Here is a 19,896-nt window from a genome sequence, read left to right as displayed (position 1 = left end):
CGTGGCGAGCGGCCGACGGCGAGGAGGCGGTACGGGTGCCTCTGTTCTGGCGGATCTTCCTGCTGAACGCCGTCGTGCTCACCGTGGCCACGGCCCTGCTGCTGGGGCCCGTCACGGTGTCCACGCCGGTGCTGCTCACCGAGGCCGCGGTCCTCACGGTGGGGCTGGCCGCCATGCTCGTCGCCAACGCGCTGCTGCTCCGCGTGGGTCTCGCCCCGCTGCGGCGCCTGGCCCGCGCGATGACGACGACGGACCTGCTCCGCCCCGGACACCGCCCCGCGGTCGGCGGGCGCGGCGAGATCGCCGAGCTGATCACCACGTTCAACACCATGCTGGACCGGCTGGAGGACGAGCGCGCCACGAGCAGCGCCCGCGCCCTGTCCGCGCAGGAGACCGAGCGCCGTCGCGTCGCCCGCGAACTGCACGACGAGGTCGGCCAGTCCCTGACCGCCGTACTGCTCCAGCTCAAGCGCGCCGCCGACCACGCCCCGCCCGGCCTGGGCGAGGAACTGCGCCAGGTGCAGGAGACCACCCGGGCGAGTCTCGAGGAGATCCGGCGCATCGCCCGCCGGCTGCGCCCCGGGGTGCTGGACGAGCTCGGGCCGGCCAGCGCGCTCAGGGCCCTCGCCACCGAGTTCGGCGGACCCGGGCTGAGCGTCCGGCACCGCCTCGACGCGGACCTGCCCGAACTGGACCGGGAGACGGAACTGGTCATCTACCGGGTCGCCCAGGAGGGCCTCACCAACACCGTCCGCCACGCCGGGGCCCGCCGCGCCGAGCTCGCCCTGCACCGCGTGCCCGGCGGTGTCGAACTCCGCGTCCGCGACGACGGCCGCGGCATCGGCGTTGCCCAGGAGGGCGCCGGCATCCGCGGGATGCGGGAGCGCGCCCTGCTGGTCGGCGCCCGGCTGACCGTGGACCACGCCGCCGGCGGCGGCACCGAGGTACGCCTGGCCGTTCCCGTCCCGGCCCGTTTCCCCGCACACGCCCTCGTCCCCGTACGGGAATCCGCGCACGCCCCGCCCCCGTGACCGACGTCCCCCGACCGGAAACGCTGACACATGACCGACCCGGCCCCCACCCGCATCCTGCTCGCCGACGACCACGCGCTGGTCCGCCGGGGGGTTCGCCTCATCCTCGACGGCGAACCGGATCTGACCGTCGCCGCCGAGGCCGCCGACGGTGCCGAAGCCCTCGAACAGGCCCGTGAGCACCGCCCCGACCTGGCCATTCTCGACATCGCGATGCCCCGCCGGACCGGTCTTCAGGCGGCCCGTGAGATCTCCCGGGACCTGCCGGAGACGCGCGTCCTCATCCTGACCATGTACGACAACGAGCAGTTCTTCTTCGAGGCCCTCGCCGCCGGGGCCTCCGGCTACGTCCTGAAGTCCGTCGCCGACCGCGACCTCGTCGAGGCCTGCCACGCCACCATGCGCGGCGAGCCGTTCCTCTACCCAGGCGCCGTCAACGCCCTCATCCACCACTACCTCGACCTCGTGCGGGAGGGCCGCACCCTGCCGTCCAAGGCGATCACCGACCGGGAGGAGGAGATCCTGAAGCTGGTCGCCGAGGGCCACACCTCGCAGCAGATCGCCGGTCTCCTCGTCATCAGCCCCAGGACCGTGGAGCGGCACCGCGCCAACCTGCTGGCCAAGCTCGGCCTGAAGGACCGCCTGGAACTCACCCGGTACGCCATCCGCGTGGGGCTGATCGAGCCCTGAACCGGTACCCGGGCCGGTCGCGCCCGTTGTCAGACTGGACCCCCGCAGGCCCGCCCGCCCCCTGGGAGTAGGAACCGATGCCCCACCCGTACGTCCTGCTGTCCGCCGCCGTCTCCCTCGACGGCCACCTGGACGACACCGGCCCCGAGCGGCTGCTGCTGTCGAGCCCGGCCGACTTCGACCGGGTCGACGAGGTACGGGCATCCGTGGACGCCATCCTGGTCGGCGCCGGCACGATCCGCGCCGACAACCCCCGGCTGCTGGTCAACTCGCCCGAGCGGCGCGCCGCCCGCCTCGCCGGGGGCCGGGCCGAGTACCCGCTCAAGGTCACCGTCAGCGGCTCCGGCGACCTGGACCCGGCGGCCCGGTTCTGGCACACCGGCGGCGAGAAGGTCCTCTACACGACCGACGAGGGCGCCGGGCGCGCCCACGCCCTCGGTCTCGCCGCCGACGTCGTCCCGCTCGGCACCGAACTCGACTGGCGGCGGCTCCTTGAGCACCTGCACGCCGAGCGCGGGGTCCGGCGGCTCATGGTCGAGGGCGGCGGCACGATCCACACCCAGCTCCTCACCGAAGGACTGGCCGACGAGCTCCAGCTGGTCCTCGCCCCGCTGTTCGTCGGCGCCCCGGAGGCCCCCCGCCTCTTCGGCCCCGGCTCCTACCAGGGCGGCCGGCTGCGGCTGGTGGAAACCCGCCCGATCGGCGACGTCGTCCTGATGCGCTACGAGCCCACCGCCCCTGGCACCGGCCCGCTGCCCTCCGCCGCCGACCACCACTGGCTGGCCCTCGCCTGCGAGCTGGCCGCCGAGTGCCCGCCCTCCAAGACGGCGTTCAGCGTGGGCGCGGTCGTGGTGGCCGCCGACGGTACGGAGCTGGCGCGCGGCCACTCCCGGGAGGGCGCCGACCCGGTGGTGCACGCGGAGGAGGCCGCGCTCGCCAAGGCCGATCCCACGGACCCCCGGCTCGCCGGCGCCACCGTGTACTCCAGCCTGGAACCCTGCGCCCGCCGCGCGTCCCGGCCGGCGCCCTGCGCCCGGCTGATCCTGGACGCGGGGGTACGGCGGGTGGTCACGGCCTGGCGCGAGCCGGACACGTTCGTGCCGGGAGCCGACGGCAGCGCGGTACTGGCGGCCGGAGGCGCCGTCGTCGTCGTCCTGCCGGAGCACGAGGACCGCGCCAAGGCCCCCAACGGCCACCTGCTCGGCGGCTGAAACCGGGCCGCCCGTAATGGGTGTGCGCCATGTCCCGCGGATGGCGTACACTGGTTTCAACGACGCGGGGTGGAGCAGCTCGGTAGCTCGCTGGGCTCATAACCCAGAGGTCGCAGGTTCAAATCCTGTCCCCGCTACTGAAGGCCGAGGGCCGGAATCCAAAGGATTCCGGCCCTCGGTGTTTCCCGTTCCCCCGCTCCCCGTTCCCCCGCTCCCCGTTCTCACTCAACGTGAGCGATCCACCCCGCAGCGCATGACAATTGACGCACGGTCAGAAACCGTCCGGGGTTCGGGGCGCGGTCAACTCGCCCGTTTTTGGCCGCTCGTGGCGCTTAAGTCCCCGTGGAAATCGTTAATGATCAAGAGGAACAGCTTGGAATCAGGCCCTCGCGTCTATTAACGTTCGATAACGCAGCGCGGTCGTCCCAGCCGTCACAGAAGTCGGCTCCGTGCGCACGCGCCGAATCCCGCAAGGGAACCGGGGAACCACCACCATGGGGTGAATCACGCGGATACCGCCGTGGCAACACGGCGCGTATACGCGCGTAGGAGACCTTCCCGCTCCGAACCCGTCAGCTAACCCGGTAGGCGAAGACGGAAGGAAAGGAGCGCGCCCACGTGGCGTCCAACCCGCCTGCCCCCGAGGCCCCGTTCAAGCCGAGCGACACCTTCGCCTACGGCGCCGGCCACACCGACGAGGGCCCTTTCGAGGAGTGGAACCCCACCGCGGAGTCCCTTCGCCCCGTGCGCGGCCGGCATCGCGTCTCCAAGCAGCGCGGCGGGGGACTCGCCCGCAGCTCCACCGTCCTGGGCGTCGGCGTCATCGCGGCCGTCGGTGCCGGCGGCATGGCCAGCGCCCAGACCGGCAAGCCGCCGGTCTCGATCTCCGTGCCCGACCTCCCCAATGTGGGTTCCCTCATCTCCGACGAGGAAACCCCCGAGGGATCGTCCACCCCCCTCAGCACCCTCGGCATGACCACCGTCGACACCGAGCAGGGCGCCGCCGACGCCGGTGAGGCACTGCGCGCCCGGATCATGGCGCAGGTCGAGCAGCAGCAGGACCAGGCCGAGAGCAAGGCCCAGGCCGAGGCCGTCGCCGCCGCCGAGAAGCAGGCCGCCGAGGCCGCCGCCAAGGCGGAGAAGGAGGCCAAGGCCAAGGCCGAGGCCGCCAAGGAGAAGGCGGAGGAGGAGGCCAGGCAGAAGGCCGAGGCCGAGCGCCTCGCCGAGCTGGCCAAGCAGTACGCGCTGCCGACCTCCTCGTACACCATCACCTCGACCTTCGGTCAGGCCGGCGCCTACTGGTCCTCCGGCCAGCACACCGGCCTCGACTTCGCCGCCCCCACGGGCACGCTGATCAAGGCCGTCCACACCGGCACGATCACCTCCGCCGGCTATGACGGCTCCTACGGCTACAAGACCGTGCTCACGCTCGACGACGGCACCGAGATCTGGTACGCCCACCAGTCCTCCATCAGCGTCAGCGTCGGCCAGAAGGTCAACACCGGCGATGTGATCGGCCGCGTCGGCTCCACCGGCAACTCCACCGGGGCCCACCTCCACCTGGAGGTCCACCCCGGCGGCTCCGCCTCGGGCATCGACCCGATGGCGTGGCTGCGCGACAAGGGCCTCACCCCCTGAGCCCCGCCGCTTCCTGAACCCCGGCAGTCCCGACGACGACCCCCCGACGTCAGGGCTGCCGGTCAGGTGTTCTCCGGGGCGGTGCGGACCCGTCAGGACCGGCGGGCGTCCGAGTCGTACGCGGTGTACGGGTGCCCGTACGACGGGTGCCCGTACGACGGATTCCCGTACCCGCCGTACACCGCCCACGGCGCCGCGGCGACCGGGACCCGGGGCGCGGTGACACGGGCCGCGTGCTCCAGGGCCGGCCGGGCCGCTCCCCGCCGGTGCCACAGCTCCAGCAGCAGCTCCCGCTCCCGCGTGACGAAGTCCGGCCCCGCCCGCCCGAGCCGCCCCCGGTGCCGCAGGAACGCCAGCGACGTCGCGTACGCCTCGTACGCGGCGACCGACCGCGCCGCCGCCTTCCCGCCGCGGCGGCGCGCGTACTGCCGGGCGACGCGCCGCGCCCGCATCGAGCCCAGTGCGAACGGCTCCGTCGCGTCGAGCCATCCGGCGGCCACGTACGCGGGCAGCTCCGCCCGCACGGTCCGCAGCTCCCGCTGCCGCGTCCACACCACCAGCCAGGTCAGCAGCCCGAACACCGGCACCATGAACGCCGCGTACACCGCGAGGAAGCCGTACCGGCCGAGTGCCGAGGAGCCGTTCCACAGCGCGTGCATGCCCATCGCGAGGAGCAGTCCGCACAGCGGCAGCAGTACGCGCCGGGCCCGCTGCCGGTCCGTGGACAGCGCGGCGACGCCGAAGCCGATCCCGGTGAGCACGGTGAACAGGGGATGCGCGAAAGGCGACATGACGATGCGGACGAAGAAGGTCGCCGCGGTGACCGAGGCGATGCCGCTGTCGCCGGTGAGCCGGTCGGTGCCGAAGGCGGTGCCGAGGTAGAGGATGTTCTCGGTGAACGCGAAGCCGGTGGCGGTGACCCCGGCTATCACCACGCCGTCGATGATCCCGGTGAAGTCGCGTCTGCGGAACAGGAACACCAGCAGGACGGCCGCGGCCTTCGCGGACTCCTCCACCACCGGCGCTATGACGGTCGAGCCCAGGGTGTCGGCGCCGGCCGGGTCGGCGGTCGCCGTCGCTATCCACCGGGTGGCGAAGCTGTTCGCGACGATCGCCATCAGCGCCGCCGCACAGGCACCCCAGGCGAAGGAGAACAGCAGGTTCCGCCAGGGTCCCGGCTCGACCCGGTCCAGCCACCGGAAGGCGGCGACGAGCAGCGGCACGGGCAGGACGGCGAGACCGAGCCCGACCAGGAACCCCCGCGTCCCGGTCTGCTCCCTGACCAGCGCGAGGATGACCAGCCCGGAGAGCGTGAGCAGCGTGATCAGCGCCCCGTACCGCACCCAGGGCCGCTGCCACCAGTGCGCAGGCCGCGGCGCTCCACCGGGGGCGGCGCCGGGAGGCGTCGGGTACGGAGGGCTGGTGGCCACGGGATCGACCCTAACGAGGCGGGGCTGTATCAGGCTCGGTCTGCTGCCTGCTCGTCCCGCGATACGCGGCGGAAGAGCACGTCGTTCACGACATGACCCTTCTCCAGTCCCTGCCCCTCGAAACGGGTGAGCGGCCGGAAGGCGGGACGCGGCGCGAAACCGCCGTCCGCCCGGGTGTTCTCGAAGCCGGGGTGTGCGGTGAGCACGTCCAGCATCTGCTCCGCGTACGGCTCCCAGTCGGTGGCGCAGTGCAGCACCGCCCCCGGCGCGAGGCGGGTCGCGGCGAGGGTGAGGAACTCCGGCTGGATCAGCCGCCGCTTGTGGTGCCGCTTCTTCGGCCAGGGGTCGGGGAAGTAGACGCGCAGCCCGCCGAGCGAGCCGGGGGCGAGCATCTCGCGCAGCAGGATGATCGCGTCACCGTTGCCCACCCGTACGTTGGTCAGTCCGAGCCGGTCGGCGAGGTTGAGCAGATTGCCCTGGCCGGGTGTGTGGACGTCCACGGCGAGGATGTTGGTGGCCGGGTCGGCGGCGGCCATCCGCGCGGTCGCCTCGCCCATGCCGAAGCCGATCTCCAGGACGACGGGGTGGTCGTTGCCGAAGAACTCCGCGAGGTCGAGGCGCCGGCTGCCGTCGATGTCGAAGCCCCAGGCGGGCCACAGCCGCTGCAGGGCGTCCGCCTGTCCGGCGGTCACCCGGCTGCGCCGCGGCTGGAAGCTCCGGATCCGCCGCTCGAAGTGCGATCCGGCGGGATCGGCCTTCGGCCCGTCCGGGAACCGGGGCTCCCCCTTGGTCCGGGTGTGGGGGATCGGCACACCGGGTGTGTGCGCCGGGTGCGGGGCTTCGGAGACGTTCACGGAGTCAGACACAATGCTGTCGATTTTACGGGGGCGCGGGAAACGGCCGCCGTGCCCTCAGCGCCCCGCTGTCTCCAGCGCCGCCAGTGCCCGCCGCGCGACCTCGCGGCCGATCGGCAGGGATGCCGTCGCCGCCGGTGAGGGGGCGTTCAGCACGTGGACCGCGCGGGTGGTCTCCTGGATCAGGAAGTCGTCGGCCAGGGTGCCGTCCCGCAGCACCGCCTGGGCCCGCACCCCGGCCGCCGCCGGCACCAGGTCGTCCTCCCGCACCGCGGGCAGCAGCCGGCGTACGGCCCGGGTGAAGGCCTCCCTGGACAGCGAGCGGTGCAGTTCGCCGGTGCCGTACCGCCAGTGGCGGCGGGCCAGCCGCCAGGAGCCCGGCCAGGCAAGGGTCGCCGCCAGCTCGCGCGGACGCACCGTGCGCCGGTCGTAGCCCTCGCGGGCCAGTGCCGGGACCGCGTTGGGCCCGACGTGGACGCCGCCGTCGACGCCCCGGGTGAGGTGGACGCCGAGGAAGGGGAACGCCGGGTCGGGCACCGGGTAGACCAGGCCCCGCACCAGTTCCGGCCGGGCCAGTTCGTAGTACTCGCCGCGGAACGGCACGATGCGGGCGCCGGGCTCGTCGCCGGTGCGGCGGGCGATCTCGTCGCAGTGCAGACCCGCGCAGTTCACCAGCACCCGGCCGCGGACGACGTCACCGCCGGCCGTCAGGACGGCGACTCCCCGGTCGGGGCGGCGGTCGACGCGTATCACCCGGGCTCCGTAGCGGATCTCCGCGCCTGCCGCCTGCGACGCTTCCGCGAGCCGACGGGCCACCGCGGTGAAGTCGCAGACGCCGGTGGTGCCGACGTGGATGGCCGCCAGTCCGTCGACCTCCGGCTCGTACTCCGCGATCTGCGCGCCGCACAGTTCGCGGACCGCGATGCCGTTCTCCCGGCCGCGCTGGACCAGGGCGTGCAGCCGGGGCAGCTCCTCGCGGGCCGTGGCGACGATCAGCTTGCCCGTCACGGCGTGCGGGACGTCGTGCTCCGCGCAGAACTCGACCATCTCCGCGGCGCCCGACACCGCGTACCGGGCCTTCAGCGAGCCGGGACGGTAGTAGACGCCGCTGTGGATGACGCCGCTGTTGCGTCCCGTCTGGTGCCGGGCGGGACCGGGCTCCTTCTCCAGCACCGTGACCCGCGTGCCCGGCGCGGCACGCGTGAGCGCGTACGCCGTCGACAGGCCGACGATCCCGCCGCCGATCACCAGCACGTCGCAGTCGTACGACCGCCCCGTCACCACCCGCACCACCTCCCGCGTCCGATAGTGCACTGCGCCACTGACAATGCCTTCAAACCCGGGAGGCGGGTTCTCGGCGCGGATCGGGTCAGGCGGTCGTCATCAGCAGCGGGCGGGCGCGTTCGCGCAGTTCGACCACGCGGGGCTCGTCGCCGTAGGGCTCCAGACGGTGCAGGAGGTCCTTGACGTACTCCGTGGTGCGGGCGGACGAGATGCGGCCCGCGACCTCCACCGCGCGGACGCCCTGCTCACAGGCCGCGTCCAGGTTGCCCGACTCCAGTTCGGCGACCGCCGAGACGATCAGGCGCAGTCCGTGCGAGCGCACGAACTCCTCCGTCGGACTGGACAGCGCCTGCTCGGTGAAGCGGCGGACCTGGCGGGGTGCCTTCAGGTCGCGGTAGCACTCGGCGGCGTCGGCGGCGAAACGGTCGTAGGAGTAGAAGCCGAGCCAGGTCGGGTCGCTGTCACCGGGGCGGGAGCGTTCCAGCCAGCTCTCCGCCGACTTCAGGGCGGCCCCGGCCGCCTGGGCGTCCCCCGCGCGTGCGTGCGCGCGTGCCTCGACGAGGCGGAAGAAGCTCAGGGTGCGGGCGGTGGCCAGGCCCCGGTTGCGCTCCAGCGCGGCCTGGGCGAGGTCCACGCCCTCGTCGCCGAAGCCGCGGTAGGTCGCCTGCAGCGACATCGAGGCGAGTACGTAGCCGCCCAGCGGCACGTCGGCCGCCGCGCGGGCCAGGCGCAGGGCTTGGATGTAGTAGCGCTGGGCGGCCTCCTGCTGGCCGGTGTCGAAGGCCATCCAGCCGGCCAGGCGGGTGAGTTCGGCCGCCGCGCCGAAGAGGGAGCGGCCGACGCCGTCGGAGTAGGAGCCGAGCAGCAGCGGGGCCGCCTCGACCCGGAGGCATTCGGGGACCATCGACGAACGCCAGTCCCCTCCGCCGTACTTGGAGTCCCAGCGCCGGGCGTCCTCGGCGGCCTCCCGCAGTTTCCGCACATCGCTGTGGCCGACTTTGGCCGGTGCGCCGGAGCCGTCGGCGGGGCTCGCCTCACGCGCCACCGAACTGTCGGCCGGGGTTATCAGCCAACGCGAGGCGGGCGTCGCGTACGCGCTCACCGCGAACGATCCGGCGAGCGACTGCCAGATGCCGCCCGCGCCGGCTCTGCGGCCGGCCAGGTCCAGCCGGTACAGCTCCGTCGCGGAGCGCACCGCCTGTCCGACGTCACGGGGGAAGGCGAGGCCCACCTCGGGTGCGGGATCCGCGTCCGCCAGGCCGATCTCGTGGAGCGGCACGGGCCGGCCCAGCTTCTGGCCGATGGCGGCGGCGATCAGGTGCGGGGCGGCGCCCTGCGGCACCATGCCCTTCGACACCCAGCGCGCCACCGACGTCTTGTCGTAGCGAAGTGTCAGTCCTCGCTGGGCGCCAAGGTCGTTGACGCGTCGCGCGAGGCCTGCGTTGGAGATTCCCGCGAGGGCGAGAACGGCGCCGAGTTTTTCGTTCGGCCCGCGTTGCTCCCTGGACATGCGCCACCCCTCGACACAGACGGCTGCCGCACTGGCATAACCATGCGGCATTCGTAAACCCAGCGTAGTTCGCCGCATCCCAAGCGTTAAGGGGCATTCTTCCGGATGGCGGGATTGTGGTCCGTACTGAAGTGCGGGTCCGATACGCGCAGTTGCGGCGCGCTCCCGGTGTGTGGCCGTGCGCCCGTGCGTGCGCTCTTCTCCGGCCATCGCGGGAGCGGTTCCATGGTCGGTGCGTGGGTCGGCCCGCTGTACTGGATCCAGCGGGCTGGGGGACACCGCCGCCTTCATCCCCGCGGGCGGCGGAACGGTCCGGGAGGCGTGCTCCGCCTCCCGGACCGCACGACCGCCCAGCGGTGCGCAGAGCCTGTACGGAGCGTGTTCGAGACGGATCTCACCGCTTCGATTTGGCCGAAAATCAACCCCACTCTTTCGGGTGTATCCCCGCTTCTACCCTGGTAGTTGACGGCGCGTTGGGGGTTATGGGGGCGCGTTGTGGGGGCGCATTCACGTCGTGGCGGCGTGGTCGGTCATGTGGCGCCAGTACGGTGACTCCTCTGCGACGGGCGCCTGTTCGGAGCGGGGCGAGTGTCTCCGCCGGGGCGCGTCCGACGGAGCGCATACGGCTCCGGCACCCCTCCTGAGCGCCTCCTTCATGGCAGCATGGGGAACCGGTTCGTACGGTGCACTGGTTTGTCCACGGTCTGTGGAGGCGGCGATGCGGTGGTTGGTGGGATGGAGCAGCACCGCCGCGGGAGCCGTGGGTTTCGGTCCCGCCGGCTCCGCCGGCGCCACCGGGGCGGACGGCGAGACCGTGCATCCCGTGGGGTCCCAGCTGCTGTGGGGTGACCCCGACCCGCTCTGGGCGGTCGGCGACTGGCGCCCCGACGAGGTGCGGGTGGTCAAGGCCGACGAGCAGACCCGGATCGCCGTCCTCGGCACGTGCGGGGCCTCCGACGAGCAACTGCGCGTCGCGCTGTTCGCCGCGCGGGGCGGGGCGCTGCGGCACCTGACCGCCTGGCCGGGAAGCTATACGGCGGTGGTGCAGGTGGGGCGCCGGGTCACCGTGTGCGGTGATCTCGCCGGCGCCCGGCCGGTCTTCCACACCCCGTGGGCGGGCGGTACGGCGTACGCGACCGCCGCGCTGCCGCTCGCCGACCTCATCGAGGCCAACCTCGACTTCGGGCACCTCGCCGCGCTGCTCGCCGCCCCCGACGTGCCGGCCGCGCTCCACGACTCCACCCCGTACGACGGCGTGAAACGCATTCCGCCGGGGCATGCGCTGATCCTGCGCGCCGGGGCGCGCGAGATCGCCGGGTACGAACCCGTCGCCTCGCTCGCCGTCGCCGCGCCGTCGGCCGACCCCGACCACGCGGTGGACGCCGTGCGGGACGCGCTGGTCGAGGCCGTACGGACGCGGCTGGCCGCGCCCCGGCACGTTCCCGGCGCCGGCATCGATCCCGGGCCCGTGCCCGGGATGGGGCCCGCCGAGCGGCGGGCGGCCCGGGGCACGCCCGTGCCGGGGATCGGGGCCGATCTGTCCGGCGGGCCGGCGTCCGGGGCGCTGGCGCTGCTGGCCGCGGGGCTGCCCGGGATGCCGGGGACCGTGCTGGGGCACGGGACGGGGGCGGGGGAGCGGCTGCTGGCCGTCACCTTCAACGACCTCGCGGCCGGGTCCGGTGGCGGGCGGGACGACGACGAGCTGGAGCGGGCGGGTGCGCTGGCCGCCAATCCGCGGTTGCACCATGTGGTGGTGGCCGGTGCGGAGTCGACACTTCCGTACGTCGAGCTGGACGGGCCGCTGACGGACGAGCCCGGGCCCTCGCTGGTGTCGGCCGCGCGGCACCGGGCGCGGCTGGCGGCGGGCAGCGCGGACCACTTCACCGGGTACGGGGCGAAGCAGGTGCTGGACGCGCATCCGGCGCGGCTGGCCGATCTGCTGATGGACCGCAAGCGGCGGCATCTGGTGCGGCCGGTCGCCGCACTGGCCAGGGCGGACGGGTCCGTGATGGTTCCCGCGCGCGTGTACGCGGCTGCGCGCCGACTGGCGCGTACGCCGTACCGGGCGGGGCTGGAGAGCCTCGCCGAGCGGCTGCTGCAGCGACGGCTGGACGATGACGGGCCCGGGGGTGCGGCGGATGCCTCGCTGGCCGCGCTGACCTGGGGGAGACCCGGTCCGGCGGCGCGCTGGCTGACGGGTGAGGCACTGGCTGAAGTATCGGTTCGTCTGCAGGCGTCGACGCGGCGCTCCGAGGTGGGACCGGGGCAGCGGCCCGGTGATTTCCGGGCGCGGGCGGCGCTGGCCCGGCACGCGGCGGATCTGCGGGTGCTGGAGCAGGCGGCCGAGATCCGGTCCCAGCGGCTGCACGCGCCGTTCCTCGACAACCAGGTCGTGCGGGCGTGCCGGGCGCTGCCGGAGGCGCTGCGGGTGCGGCCGGGGGCGCGGGCGTCGATTCTGCGGTCGGTGCTGGAGGGGGCGGGGGTGCGGGAGTTGCCGGCGGGGTGGGGAGCCCCCGGGGCCGCCGGCTCGACGGCGGCGGCCCGGACGGGGTTGCGGGTGGCGGCCGACTCGCTGGTGGCGCTGTTCGACACGCCGCTGCTGGCGGAGGCGGGACTGGTCGAGGCGCGGGTGGTGCGGAAGGCGCTGCGGGGCGCGGCGGAGGGCGAGCCGCTGCCACTGGACGGCCTGGCGGATCTGGTCGCCCTGGAGGTGTGGCTACGCCGTCTGCTGGCCCGCAGGGGAACCTGCTGGACGGGCACCCCGGCCCGCCAGCGCGCGGTGCCGGGCGGAATCGCCCCCCAGCGCGGCGCCCTGGGCGCCGGTACGGCCGGCACCCGCTGAGCTTCATCCGCGCCGCAGCGTCCGGTCCGGTGGGTGGGGTGCCTGCGGCGCCTGTGCGGCTTGGGTGAGGGCTGGTGCAGCGCCCACGGCCGGTGGGTGGGTCGGGGCCGGGTCGGGGTGTCCGTCCTCGGACTGGCGCGAAATCGGTGACTCGGAGGGCTGGACGGCGCGGACGCGCCAGCCACTGCGGGCGGCCACCCCCGCCCCGTCCCCTTCCCGCCGTACGCGACCACCTACCATCACCGCCACCGTTCTCGCGGACTGCCGCTGCCGCGTCCCCGCCGCATCCGCGGGCTGCCGCTGCCGCGTCCCCGCCGCATCCGCGGGCAGTCGTGCCGCTGGGGCGGCACGGGTGGGCGCGACGGCGCCCCGCAAGCGCCGGGCCGCGCAACCCACCCCCGGCCCGCACCCACGCGGGGCACCCCGTACGGCACCGGGCCGCGCAGACACCCCCGGCCCATACCGATGCAGAGCACCCCGGAAGGCGCCGGGTCGCGCGACCCCACCCCTGGTCCACACCGCCGCGCAGGCCCCTCGCAGGCGCCGGGACGCGCGAACACCCCCGGCTCACACCGACGCGGAGCACCCGATAGCGCCGGGGCCGCAGCCCCACCGGCACCGCCGAACACCCCCTATGCCGGGCGTGAACGCAAACCCTCCAGCAGGATGTCCAGCAGCCGCGCCGACGCCGCAGCCTGCTGCGCCGCATCCGGCAGGGACGGCGCCGCCGTCGCGATCACCAGCAGGACGTCCGACACCGACACATCCGGCCGGAGTTCGCCCGAGGCCCGCGCCCGGTCCACCAACTGCCCCACGACCTCCAGCAGTTGCGCCGCCCCCGCGTCGTCCGCCGCCACGGCCGCCGGCGCCTCCGGCACCAGCCGCAGCTCACCGGCGGCCTGCGTCCGCTGCTGCGGCACCCGCGCGTGGTCCGGCAGAACGTGATCCTCCGCCACGCCCACCCGCAGCACCTGCGGCGGCAGCAGCCGCCCCGCGCCGGACGCCACCGACGTGCGCAGGAAACGGGACAGCGCCGACCACGGCTCGTCCTCCTGGCCGAGCGCCGTCCGCGCCTGTTCGGTCAGCCGGGAGGTCTCCTCCTCGGCGATCCGCCGCACCAGGACGTCCTTGCTCGGGAAGCGCCGGTACACCGTGCCCACGCCGACCCGTGCCCGGCGCGCCACGTCCTCCATCGGCGCGCCGTAGCCCAGCTCGCCGAAGACCTCCCGCGCGGCACGCAGCACGTGCTCCAGATTGCGCTGGGCGTCCACGCGCAGCGGTGTCGTGCGCGCTCCGCCCGGATGTCCGCCGCCCGTGGGCGTGCTCATCGTCGCGCCGGCCGCGAGAGCGGAAGACCAATGAGAGTCCTGAACATGCATATGTATTCCCCCGGTAATGACGTCTCCCCCCGGAGACTTCTCCCCGCCATTGATGGCCGGGGCGTGTGGAACGGGTCCGGCTTGTCGGCCCCGCCCGTCGCGAGCCCGATGAGCGCATCCCCCTACACCCCGTCGACAGACGAACATAGTTGAGAGGGAGTCAATTCAGAAGGGGCAGGTTCCGCACGGAGCGCCCCTCGATCGGAGTACGGGTCGTGTACGTCCTGAATGTACCCCTGCACGAGGGCAGGTTCACCACTGCTGACCTGTGCGGATTCCGGCAAGGGCGGTGAATCGGCCAACCCGGGGTGCGCGGGTCTTCCGGTCACACAATTCGTCGAGGCTGTGGACAAACGCGAGCGACGGGTGCGTCATGGGATGGTGAAGGAACGTGCGCGCATTCTCGTTGTCGGCGGCGGCTACGTCGGGATGTACACGGCCCTGCGCCTCCAGCGGAGACTGAAACGGGAACTCGGGCGGGACGGGACCGAGATCACGGTCGTCACCCCGGATCCGTACATGACGTACCAGCCCTTCCTTCCCGAAGCGGCCGCCGGTGCCATTTCTCCTCGTCATGTCGTCGTACCGCTGCGTCGTGTCCTCGACCGGTGCCACGTCGTCATCGGCGAGGCCACCGGCATCGACCACGCCCGACGCACCGCCACCGTCAGCACGCTCGCCACCGGCGAGGAGGGCACGGGAGGGCGGCAGGTCGTGTACGACGAACTGGTGCTCGCGCCCGGTTCCGTGTCGCGCACCCTCCCGATCCCCGGCCTCGCCGACCACGCCATCGGCTTCAAGACCGTCGAAGAGGCCATCGGCCTGCGCAACCACGTGCTGGAGCAGCTGGACATCGCCTCCTCCACGCGTGACCCCGCCATCCGGGACGCCGCCCTGACCTTCGTCTTCGTCGGCGGCGGCTACGCGGGCGTCGAAGCACTCGGCGAGCTGGAGGACATGGCCCGTTACGCCGCGCGGTACTACCACAACATCCGGCCCGAGGACATGAAGTGGATCCTCGTCGAGGCGTCCGGACGGATCCTGCCCGAGGTCGGGGAGGAGATGGGCCGGTACACCGTCACCGAGCTGCGCCGGCGCAACATCGACGTACGTCTGGAGACCCGTCTGGAGTCCTGCGCCGACCGGGTCGCCGTGCTCAGCGACGGGTCGCGCTTTCCCACGCGTACGGTCGTGTGGACGGCCGGGGTCAAACCGCATCCCGTCCTCGCGGCCACCGATCTGCCGCTGAACGGGCGAGGGCGGCTGAAGTGCACCGCCGAGCTGGCCGTGGACGGGGCCGCGCACGCATGGGCCGCGGGGGACGCCGCCGCCGTCCCCGACGTCACCGCGCGGGAGCCGGGGCGGGAGTGCGCCCCCAACGCGCAGCACGCGCTCCGCCAGGCGCGGGTCCTCGGGGACAACGTCGTCCACTCCCTGCGGGGGGAACCGCTGGAGACGTACGCCCACAAGTACGCCGGCTCCGTCGCCTCCCTCGGGCTGCACAAGGGCGTCGCCCAGGTGTACGGGCGCAGGCTCAAGGGCTACCCCGCCTGGCTCATGCACCGGACCTATCACCTCAGCCGGGTTCCGACCTTCAACCGGAAGGCCCGGGTCGCCGCCGAGTGGACGCTCGCCGGGCTCTTCAAACGGGAGATCGTCTCGCTCGGTTCACTCGAACACCCCCGGGCGGAATTCGAACTGGCGGCCGGTGGGAAGCCATCGCAAGGCCCCCCGCGCAACCCGAAGGGGTCGTCCTGACCGGACCCAGGAACTCCACCGGCCGGCCCGGCGTCTGACGGATGCCGGCCCGGTCGGCACCCTGCCAGACTGGCTCCACCACCGCGGGCGGGCCCCCGCCCACCCCGGTGCGGCCCCCGGGACCCCGGCCGGTCCCGGTTTCCGGCCGCCGACCACTACACGAGGCAAGGATTCGTGAACTTCACGCGCTGGAGCGCCCGGCTCCCCGGAACGCAGCGCCGCGCCGCAGCGCGGAACGAGCAGACGGTCTCCCCGGACCGGCGGGGAGAGGGCTCCGTGCCCGGGGCCCGCGCCGAACAACTCACCGACGACGTACGACCCGTGCCCGCCGTCGACGAGCTCAAGGCGCGCGAGGTCCTGGACCACGTCCCCTCCCTCGTCGCCCTGGTCCACGGCCCCGACCACCGCATCGCCTACGTCAACGACGCCTATACGGCGGCCTTCGGCGTCCGCCCGATCGGCGCCCCCGCGCGCGGAGCACTGCCCGAACTGGAAGCACTCGGCCTGCTGCCCCTCCTCGACCAGGTCCTGCGCAGCGGCAAGCCCCGCACGGTGAAGTCCCGCAAGGCCCCCGGCGGCCGCTCCTACACCTTCACCTGCACCCCGGTCACCGAGGTCGAGGGCCGTGGCGTGCTGGTCTTCGCCACCGACGTCACCGACCACGCCGAGGCCGCCGAGCGCCTGCGCGCCAGCGAACGCCGTCAGCGCGAGACCGCCGTCACCCTCCAGCGCTCCCTCCTCCCCCAGGAACTGGAGGAGCCCGACGACCTGCGCGTCGCCGCCACCTACCACCCCGGCGGCACCGAGGCCGCCGTCGGCGGCGACTGGTACGACGTGATCACCCTGGGCGGCGGCCGCACCGCCCTCGTCATCGGCGACGTCATGGGACGAGGGGTGCGCGCGGCGGCGGTCATGGGGCAGCTCCGTACGGCCGTACGGGCCTACGCGCGGCTCGACCTCCCCCCGCACGAGGTGCTCCAGCTGCTCGACGGCCTCGCCATGGAGATCGACGCCAACCAGATCGCCACCTGCGCGTACGCCATCCACGACCCCAACGAGGGCCGCCTGGTGTACGCCTCCGCCGGCCACCTGCCCATCCTGGTCCGCGACGAGAACGGCACCGTCCGGCGCGCCGACGAACCGACCGGCCCCCCGCTCGGCACCGGTGGCTGGATGCACACGTCCGGCTCCGTCCCCCTCGGCCCCGGCTCCACCGCCGTCCTCTACACGGACGGCCTGGTCGAGCGGAGGAACGAGGACCTGGACGAGGGCATCGCCGCCCTGGAGCGCGCCCTCGCCGGAGCCACCGGCAGTCCCCAGGTCGTCTGCGACCGCCTGGTCCGCTCGGCCGGCGTGACCCCGGAGCACGACGACGACGTCGCCGTCCTGGTCCTCCAGCACCCCGCCCGCAAGGGCGCGGAGAGCGAGCTCTTCCGCAACGCCGCGCTGGAACTGCTCGGCGGAGTCGAGGCGGCCCCACGCGCGCGTGCCTTCGCCTCCGGCGTGCTGACCAGCTGGCGCTTCCCCGTCGAGCTGCACGACCTGGGCGTCCTGGCCGCCAGCGAACTGGTCGCCAACTCCCTCCAGCACGGCACCCCGCCCATGCGGCTGCGGCTGCGCCGCACCGACCGCCGCCTGATCATCGAGGTCACCGACGGCGACGACCACCTGCCGAGGCGCCGCCGCGCGGAACCCGGCGACGAGTCCGGCCGGGGCATCGCCATCGTCGCGACGATCGCCTCCGGCTGGGGCAGCAGACGCACCCCGGGCGGCGGCAAGGCGGTCTGGTGCGAGTTCCTCCTGCCGAAGACGCCCGGCTCGTAGCCGAGCCGGGCGTACAGGAGTGGGGCCGCGGCGCGTGCCTCAGGCGTGCGCCGGAGCCTGCCCCGTTGTCGCGCCCCCCTGCACCACCACACGGCTCCGCGCCACCGACGGCTGGTTCTGCACGTCCGTGAGCTGTCGTCCGAGCCGCACCGCCAGCACCGTGATGCCCAGCGAGAACAGCAGGAAGACCACGACGTACGGCGCGTGCAGCGAGGCGCCCAGCGGCCCGCCCACCGCCGGCCCCACGGCCAGCGCGAGCTGCTTCACCAAGGCGAACGCCGAGTTGTACTGCCCCACCATCCCGGTCGGCGCGAGATCGGCGACCAGCGGCGCGAGCGTCGGCGACAGCATCGCCTCGCCGAGCCCGAACAGCGCGTACGTCGAGATGAACGCGGCGGTCGCCATCGTCTGGCTCCCGCCGCCCAGCCCCGCGTACCCGGCCACGGCCCACGCCACGGCCCAGATCAGCCCCACGGACGCGATCACGCGCGAGCGCTTGCGCCGCTCCACGAACCGCAGCACCGCGAACTGCGCGACCACGATCACCAGGGTGTTCGCGGCCAGGGCGGTTCCCAGCGCGGAGGTGGAGATCCCGGCGGCCTCGACGCCGTACGCGCTCAGCCCCGACTCGAACTGTCCGTAGCAGGCGAAGAACAGCACGAAGCCCAGCACACACAGCTGCACCATGGCCCGGTTGCCCAGCAGTTGCTTCCAGCCGCCCTTGACCGACTGTGCCGGAACGCCCTCGACGCGCGGTGCGTGCGGCATCCGCGCCGTCGCCATCACCACGACCAGCAGCAGGAACATCGCCGCCTCGATCGCGAAGAGGAGAACGAAGGAGTTCGCTTGCGTGGGATCCACGAGGTGACCGCCGATGAGACCGCCGACGCCGAGTCCGAGGTTCTGCAGGAAGAACTGCATGGCGAACGCACGTGACCGGTTCTCCATGGTCGAGCAGTCCACGATCATCGTCGCGAGCGCCGGCTGCGTCACCGCCTGCCCGGCGCCCAGCGCCGCCGCCGACAGCAGCACGGTCGCCGCACCACTCGACAGCCCCAGGCTCAGTGCCCCGATCGCCGCCGTGACCAGGGCGACGAGCAGCACCGGCAGCGGGCCGCGCCGGACGATCGCCCGTCCGGTGAACGGCAGCACGATCAGTGCGGCCACGGCGAAGACGGCGAGTACGAGACCCGCCGTCATGGCCCCCAGCCCTCGCACCTGCGCCACGTAGACGTACAGGTACGGGACCGTGAAGCCCAGCCCGAACGAGCTGAGTGCGCTGCCCACGTGGATCCGGCGCATCGCCGCGCCCATCGCCCTGGTCACGTTCACCTCTCTCAAGTAGTTAGTAATGAAGACTTAGAAGCTAAAGTTCGATACTAAAGAGTACACAGTGAAGGACTTCGAGGCAAAGGAGGGGCGTGCCATACTGCGGCCATGGGCGATACCTCCGGCGGCCTCGGCGAGCCGACACTCGAAGAGCAGATCGCCGCTTACCAGCGCGAGTTCCAGGACCTCGACCCTCAGGTCGAGAAGATCGTCAACGCACTGTCCCGTCTGAACCGCCGCATGAACGTCGCCTACGGCCGCCAGACCGCCGAGCTCGGCATCACCAATGCCGACTGGGAGGTCCTCAAGGCCCTCGTCCTCTCCGGCGCCCCCTACCGCATGGGTCCCGGTGACCTCGCCAAGCGCCTCGGCCTGACCCCGGCCGCCATGACGCACCGGATCGACCGCATGGTCACCGAAGGGCTGGTCGACCGCGAGCGGGACGAGACCAACCGGGTCCGCGTGATCGTGGAGCTGACCTCCGCCGGCCGCGAGAAGTGGCTCGAGGCGATGCGCCTCGCCACCGTCTTCGAGGAGGACCTCCTCCAGGACCTCGACCCGGACGAGCGGGCGATGCTGGGCGAGGTCCTCACCCGTCTCCTGCGCCGGGTGGAACACGCCCAACCGGACGCCGGCGGACGCCTCAGCGACCTGGACTGAAAGATCTTGGCCAGGGGTGCTTGACAGCCCCCTTGTCGATCCGTAAGGTTCTTCGGGTTGCCACGGGGCCGTAACGGTTCTTCGGTAGCACCTTCCGCCGCGACTGCGGCACTCAAAACCTCAGCACGATCTCCCGGTGGGAACGATTTCGGCGTGCCCGAATTCAATTCCAACCCTCGATTTGGGAAACGCGGAGAGAGTCCGCTAAGGTTTGAGACGTCGGAACGGCCCAACGGCCGGGAAGGCAACCCGCTCTGACCGGGAATCAGGCCCGAAAGGATCTGATAGAGTCGGAGCCGCCGGAAAGGGAAACGCGGAAGCGGGAACCTGGAAAGCACCGAGGAAATCGGGTCGGGAAGATCTGATAGAGTCGGAAACGCAAGACCGAAGGGAAGCGCCCGGAGGAAAGCCCGAGAGGGTGAGTACAAAGGAAGCGTCCGTTCCTTGAGAACTCAA

14 protein-coding genes, 1 tRNA gene and 1 riboswitch are annotated in these 19,896 nt (G+C 73.0%); of the genes, 9 read left to right on the top strand and 6 right to left on the bottom strand.

Annotation, left to right across the window (positions count from 1 at the left end):
* Positions 1 to 35: 35 nt before the first annotated feature.
* The 5 genes from ACFXAE_RS16815 to ACFXAE_RS16795 all read left to right on the top strand — a co-directional run bounded on the left by ACFXAE_RS16815 (position 36) and on the right by ACFXAE_RS16795 (position 4,570).
* Entirely contained in the window at positions 36 to 1,031 is a 996-nt protein-coding gene (locus ACFXAE_RS16815) for a HAMP domain-containing sensor histidine kinase (protein ID WP_384714620.1), read from the top strand.
* Positions 1,032 to 1,061: 30 nt separating this feature from the next.
* Positions 1,062 to 1,721, top strand: coding sequence for a response regulator (locus tag ACFXAE_RS16810; protein ID WP_384714618.1), 660 nt, complete (start codon positions 1,062 to 1,064; stop codon positions 1,719 to 1,721).
* 77 nt (positions 1,722 to 1,798) lie between these two features.
* Entirely contained in the window at positions 1,799 to 2,932 is a 1,134-nt protein-coding gene (locus tag ACFXAE_RS16805) for a dihydrofolate reductase family protein (protein ID WP_384714615.1), read from the top strand.
* Positions 2,933 to 2,995: 63 nt separating this feature from the next.
* Positions 2,996 to 3,069 (top strand) — tRNA-Met (locus ACFXAE_RS16800).
* A gap of 311 nt (positions 3,070 to 3,380) precedes the next feature.
* Positions 3,381 to 3,538, top strand: a riboswitch (cyclic di-AMP (ydaO/yuaA leader).
* Between the two features lie 12 nt (positions 3,539 to 3,550).
* Positions 3,551 to 4,570: a M23 family metallopeptidase gene (locus tag ACFXAE_RS16795; RefSeq protein ID WP_384714612.1), complete on the top strand. Its 1,020-nt coding sequence runs from the start codon at positions 3,551 to 3,553 to the stop codon at positions 4,568 to 4,570.
* A 92-nt stretch (positions 4,571 to 4,662) separates the two neighbouring features.
* On the opposite strand, the gene ACFXAE_RS16790 is transcribed toward ACFXAE_RS16795, so the two are convergent.
* Genes ACFXAE_RS16790 through ACFXAE_RS16775 form a run of 4 tightly spaced genes read right to left on the bottom strand, consistent with a single transcriptional unit; the run spans position 4,663 to position 9,648 of the window.
* Entirely contained in the window at positions 4,663 to 6,000 is a 1,338-nt protein-coding gene (locus ACFXAE_RS16790) for a PrsW family intramembrane metalloprotease (RefSeq protein ID WP_384714609.1), read from the bottom strand.
* A 29-nt stretch (positions 6,001 to 6,029) separates the two neighbouring features.
* Positions 6,030 to 6,866, bottom strand: a complete 837-nt coding sequence (trmB, locus tag ACFXAE_RS16785) for a tRNA (guanosine(46)-N7)-methyltransferase TrmB (protein WP_384714606.1) — start codon at positions 6,864 to 6,866, stop codon at positions 6,030 to 6,032.
* Positions 6,867 to 6,911: 45 nt separating this feature from the next.
* On the bottom strand, positions 6,912 to 8,168 hold the full coding sequence (lhgO, locus tag ACFXAE_RS16780) for an L-2-hydroxyglutarate oxidase (RefSeq protein WP_384714603.1): 1,257 nt from the start codon (positions 8,166 to 8,168) through the stop codon (positions 6,912 to 6,914).
* Between the two features lie 55 nt (positions 8,169 to 8,223).
* Positions 8,224 to 9,648 (bottom strand): MFS transporter, encoded by a 1,425-nt coding sequence (locus ACFXAE_RS16775; protein ID WP_384714600.1) that lies wholly within the window; start codon positions 9,646 to 9,648, stop codon positions 8,224 to 8,226.
* A 718-nt stretch (positions 9,649 to 10,366) separates the two neighbouring features.
* Here ACFXAE_RS16775 and ACFXAE_RS16770 point away from each other — a divergent pair.
* Positions 10,367 to 12,490, top strand: coding sequence for an asparagine synthase-related protein (locus ACFXAE_RS16770; RefSeq protein ID WP_384714597.1), 2,124 nt, complete (start codon positions 10,367 to 10,369; stop codon positions 12,488 to 12,490).
* Between the two features lie 632 nt (positions 12,491 to 13,122).
* Here ACFXAE_RS16770 and ACFXAE_RS16765 read toward each other — a convergent pair.
* Positions 13,123 to 13,869 (bottom strand): TetR/AcrR family transcriptional regulator, encoded by a 747-nt coding sequence (locus ACFXAE_RS16765; RefSeq protein WP_384714594.1) that lies wholly within the window; start codon positions 13,867 to 13,869, stop codon positions 13,123 to 13,125.
* 378 nt (positions 13,870 to 14,247) lie between these two features.
* Between ACFXAE_RS16765 and ACFXAE_RS16760 the strand changes: the two genes are divergently transcribed.
* Positions 14,248 to 15,627 carry an NAD(P)/FAD-dependent oxidoreductase gene (locus tag ACFXAE_RS16760; protein ID WP_384714591.1) on the top strand — a complete coding sequence of 460 codons (1,380 nt, stop codon included), beginning with the start codon at positions 14,248 to 14,250 and terminating at the stop codon, positions 15,625 to 15,627.
* Between the two features lie 174 nt (positions 15,628 to 15,801).
* Positions 15,802 to 17,451 carry a SpoIIE family protein phosphatase gene (locus tag ACFXAE_RS16755; protein WP_384714588.1) on the top strand — a complete coding sequence of 550 codons (1,650 nt, stop codon included), beginning with the start codon at positions 15,802 to 15,804 and terminating at the stop codon, positions 17,449 to 17,451.
* Between the two features lie 39 nt (positions 17,452 to 17,490).
* Here ACFXAE_RS16755 and ACFXAE_RS16750 read toward each other — a convergent pair whose 3' ends face one another.
* Entirely contained in the window at positions 17,491 to 18,765 is a 1,275-nt protein-coding gene (locus ACFXAE_RS16750) for an MDR family MFS transporter (protein WP_384714817.1), read from the bottom strand.
* Positions 18,766 to 18,888: 123 nt separating this feature from the next.
* Here ACFXAE_RS16750 and ACFXAE_RS16745 point away from each other — a divergent pair, with 123 nt between their 5' ends.
* On the top strand, positions 18,889 to 19,440 hold the full coding sequence (locus ACFXAE_RS16745) for a MarR family winged helix-turn-helix transcriptional regulator (protein WP_384714585.1): 552 nt from the start codon (positions 18,889 to 18,891) through the stop codon (positions 19,438 to 19,440).
* Positions 19,441 to 19,896: the final 456 nt, after the last annotated feature.

Source organism: Streptomyces sp. NPDC059454 (genome assembly GCF_042749965.1).
GTDB lineage: Bacteria > Actinomycetota > Actinomycetes > Streptomycetales > Streptomycetaceae > Streptomyces.
This window is presented reverse-complemented; position numbering and strand designations above follow the sequence as displayed.

Bases quoted from the DNA above. Each gene is read 5' to 3' on its own strand.
- ACFXAE_RS16810 (WP_384714618.1), top strand. From the start codon at position 1,062: ATGACCGACCCGGCCCCCACCCGCATCCTGCTCGCCGACGACCACGCG.
- ACFXAE_RS16805 (WP_384714615.1), top strand. From the start codon at position 1,799: ATGCCCCACCCGTACGTCCTGCTGTCCGCCGCCGTCTCCCTCGACGGC.
- ACFXAE_RS16775 (WP_384714600.1), bottom strand. From the start codon at position 9,648: ATGTCCAGGGAGCAACGCGGGCCGAACGAAAAACTCGGCGCCGTTCTC.
- ACFXAE_RS16770 (WP_384714597.1), top strand. From the start codon at position 10,367: ATGCGGTGGTTGGTGGGATGGAGCAGCACCGCCGCGGGAGCCGTGGGT.
- ACFXAE_RS16765 (WP_384714594.1), bottom strand. From the start codon at position 13,869: ATGCATGTTCAGGACTCTCATTGGTCTTCCGCTCTCGCGGCCGGCGCG.
- ACFXAE_RS16760 (WP_384714591.1), top strand. From the start codon at position 14,248: ATGGTGAAGGAACGTGCGCGCATTCTCGTTGTCGGCGGCGGCTACGTC.
- ACFXAE_RS16750 (WP_384714817.1), bottom strand. From the start codon at position 18,765: ATGGGCGCGGCGATGCGCCGGATCCACGTGGGCAGCGCACTCAGCTCG.
- ACFXAE_RS16745 (WP_384714585.1), top strand. From the start codon at position 18,889: ATGGGCGATACCTCCGGCGGCCTCGGCGAGCCGACACTCGAAGAGCAG.